This is a genomic window from Burkholderia sp. NFPP32 (genome assembly GCF_900119325.1).
Lineage (GTDB): Bacteria > Pseudomonadota > Gammaproteobacteria > Burkholderiales > Burkholderiaceae > Burkholderia > Burkholderia pyrrocinia_C.
In genome coordinates, this window is the sequence record NZ_FPJP01000065.1 from 1 (window position 1) to 3,051 (window position 3,051).

2 protein-coding genes and 3 pseudogenes are annotated in these 3,051 nt (G+C 56.7%); 2 read left to right on the forward strand and 3 right to left on the reverse strand.

All coding sequences use genetic code 11. The features are described 5' to 3' along the window. Positions 1 to 244: 244 nt before the first annotated feature. Together BT264_RS37055 and BT264_RS37060 are read right to left on the reverse strand one after the other, a co-directional pair. Positions 245 to 730 (reverse strand): GNAT family N-acetyltransferase, encoded by a 486-nt coding sequence (locus BT264_RS37055; protein ID WP_072445476.1) that lies wholly within the window; start codon positions 728 to 730, stop codon positions 245 to 247. Next, positions 678 to 1,031 carry a type II toxin-antitoxin system TacA family antitoxin gene (locus BT264_RS37060; protein WP_072445477.1) on the reverse strand — a complete coding sequence of 118 codons (354 nt, stop codon included), beginning with the start codon at positions 1,029 to 1,031 and terminating at the stop codon, positions 678 to 680. Before BT264_RS37060 ends, BT264_RS37055 begins: the two co-directional genes overlap by 53 nt. Positions 1,032 to 1,201: 170 nt before the next feature. Here BT264_RS37060 and BT264_RS37065 point away from each other — a divergent pair. Then, positions 1,202 to 1,438, forward strand: a pseudogene (locus BT264_RS37065) (hypothetical protein); the annotation flags it as partial. Positions 1,439 to 2,164: 726 nt separating this feature from the next. Here the strand turns inward: BT264_RS37065 and BT264_RS37075 are convergent. Beyond that, positions 2,165 to 2,562: pseudogene (locus tag BT264_RS37075) on the reverse strand (transposase); the annotation flags it as partial. A 289-nt stretch (positions 2,563 to 2,851) separates the two neighbouring features. On the opposite strand from BT264_RS37075, the pseudogene BT264_RS40405 reads away from it, so the two are divergent. Then, positions 2,852 to 2,971, forward strand: a pseudogene (locus BT264_RS40405) (IS4 family transposase); the annotation flags it as partial. Positions 2,972 to 3,051: the final 80 nt, after the last annotated feature.

Below are 3,051 nucleotides of genomic sequence, written 5' to 3' on the forward strand. Positions count from 1 at the left end.
TATCCTTGCTCATGGTGGATGGTTTGATGTTTGCTGGATTCCGACTTCGACAATCAGATTCTCAGCTGAAACCTCCACCGCCTTCAACTTCCCGCTTCAGCTCCCCCGTACACCAGATTCGACTTTAGCTCCGGCCATCCTCGATGGGACAATGTGAAGCGTCGCGAGTAAATGTGGGTGCCAAATAGCAGTGCCCGCTCTTTTGGCTGGAAAGAGAAAGCCGGGGCGATTGCCCCGGAAATCGTTACGCTTGCTTGATCGTTGCGACCGGTAGGAACAACCGGAGCGGCTGTTGGGTGATATGGGCAAAGCCGTACTTCGCATAGAAGCGAGCTGCATTTTCGTTGATTGCGTCAACGATCACACACTGCACGCCAACAGCTTCGGACGCGGCTACTACTGTATCCAAAGCATGCATGAGAAGGTATTCGCCGAGGCCCTGGCCTTTGTTGTTCTTGTCAACGGCGAGCCGTGCCAAGAGCACCGCGGATACATTCCGGGGAAGTCGCTTGCCGGGCATTCCGTCAGTTTCTACTGACGTCGCTGCCAGGGCGTAGTACCCAGCGATCCGGGAAGGATCGCCGGGTAGAATCGCGACAAAGGTACGAGAAAGGTTCTTCTCTTGATGTTGCTTGGCCGTCTTGTGCAGCCAATCATTCAACGAACTGATGCCGCAATCAAAGCTGCTGCGGTTGTCGGTCGTGTTCAGGCTTCGAATTTCTGCTTCCAATTTTTTTGTTCCGAAAACGTTCCATTGCGCGCAGTAACGCTTCGTTCGGCTTCGGAGGCTCGTCAAGCAGTGCGAAGAAGCGCTTCGATTCATCCATCGTCAGGCGGATGGAACGAATTATTTCCTCTTGCTCGATGACCTGCTCCGCAGCTCGAAGTGCCGATTGCACTATGAACTGGTTAAGGGTGCTGCCCGATAGATCTGCAGCCAGCTGCAGTACCTCCTGCTTTTCTGCACTCAACCGGGCAGTGATTCGCCCGCGGCTGGAGTTATCCAGGCCGCTGTTGTGCTTGATCGCCATTGCTCTTCCTCATTTGGGACCCCGATATCCGTGGCGCCTCCCGGCGACGACAGATGTGGCCCTTTTTGCAAATGTGACAGGCTCGTAGCCCATCCCTTGGTGCAGCGCGGTGCTGCTTCACTCTTTCATTACTGAAGGAGTGGTGTCAGTATAGTCTTGAGGGTGACAAAATGCCACCATTGGAGTCAAAATTTTTAACCCGCGCTGGCTCGATCCTATGGAAATTCGAGAAGGTGAACGCGCTGCCGGGCAATGTGGTCGCGCGGTTGATGGGGCCGGACATCGATCCCTACGAGGGCGTCGCGCCGCAACTGGGTGCCGTCAATCTCGATCGCCTGTATCGCACGCTCGGCATTCCGTTCGCGCCGCTTGAGATCGCGCTGTTGCATCCGAGCCAGCGGCGCCGGTAGGCGGATTCAACTGGTCGTCGCAACATCTCCAGATTGGAGGTGTTGAATGGGACGACCACTGGGATGGGGCTCGGCCCGCTCGGGTACGTGTCGCCGGCGCAAGCAGAGGAGGCTTACAATCGGAATCTGGCGCTGTCCGCTCGCGCGGCGTAGCGCCAAACTCGGCGGTCTCCGACAAACCCGGCGCGGTTCAACTTCAAGATTGTCAGGCTGACGATCAAGAAGCGGATGCGTGCGACGCTGGTGGCAATTCGGGAAACGCTAATGCGACGTCGGCATGAACCGGTTCCCGTGGTAGGTCGGTGGCTGCGGCGAGTGTTGCAGGGGTATTTGAATTACCATGCGGTGCCCGACAACATGCGGCGTCTGGCTGGATTTCTTTATGAAGTCAGTCGTGCGTGGCGTCATGCCTTGCTACGCCGAAGTCAGCGCAGACGCATGCCGTGGTCGCGCTTCCAAGGGCTGCTTCGGAAATACCTGCCGCCGTGCCGAATCGTCCATTCCCACCCGACCGAGCGGTTTCGCGTCAACACCTTTGGTAAGAGCCGTATGCAGTAATTCTGCCCGTACGGATCCGTGCGGGGGGGGGGATGGGTAACCATCGTCCCTACCGCGACCGGTACAACTGGATACGGCCGCATCAGTTCAATGACGGACTGGCACCGGCGGTTGCGGAAGAAAAACTGAACGCAGTGTCCGGGATGGGTTGACCACTACACCCGTACCCTCGCGCTCGTAGGTCTGCTTGAGCGCGAACCCGGCACGCTGGGCGAGTTGAACGAGCTTCGTTCGCACAACCTCCAGCTGTCAGTCGAGAATGCGATGGCCTTCTCTTAAACCGTCGTGTCGACGATCACGCGCTTGAACTCCTCGGGTGCAACGACCTTCATGTCCGCGGCCACCGCGATCGTCATCGCAAGCAGTTCCTCGACGCCAGCTTCGCCCAGCACTTGGCGAAACCGAACCAGATTCGTCTGATCGCACTGCAGGCGCGGCTGGAAATACTCCCCTCGGCAAAAGTACTGGAAGTAGACATTCTGAGCCCAGTGCTCGCAGACCGATTCGTCCGACAGATTGTACGCGCGCTTCAGGTACAGCAGATCAGCCATCAGGCGAATCGGGCCGTGCGCAAGCTCATCACCCACCTCAATGCCATCGTCCGTAACCATCTGAATGCTCAAAATCAGCCCCTCACTGCTTGACATTCAATAAGGTTACGCAGGTAACAAGAATTTTGCAAAATACAATTGCAATGTAATACAATTGAAAGATTGTTGCTACGAAGAATTCTCTGAGGGGGTAATCGTCCTTTCGTGCATGTATGGACCCGACGCCTCCCTTCGGGGGGGGGGCACTACCGTTTTCGACATCACGAACAAGAGGCTTGCAAAAGGCGTCAGGCCCATACATGCGCGCAAAGTCAACGGCGAGCCCGGTGTCAAGACCATCTGGCATGGCTTGCAGCGGGTGATGGATTTCGCTGCCGGCATCAGGTACGCGTGCGAGGTCGATCATCTAAGGAAACGCTGATTAATCAGGTTCGGCGGTCATCGCTGACGTCGCCGAGGACGTTGTAGAAGGAAGCTCACGGAACGGACTCATAGTGATGA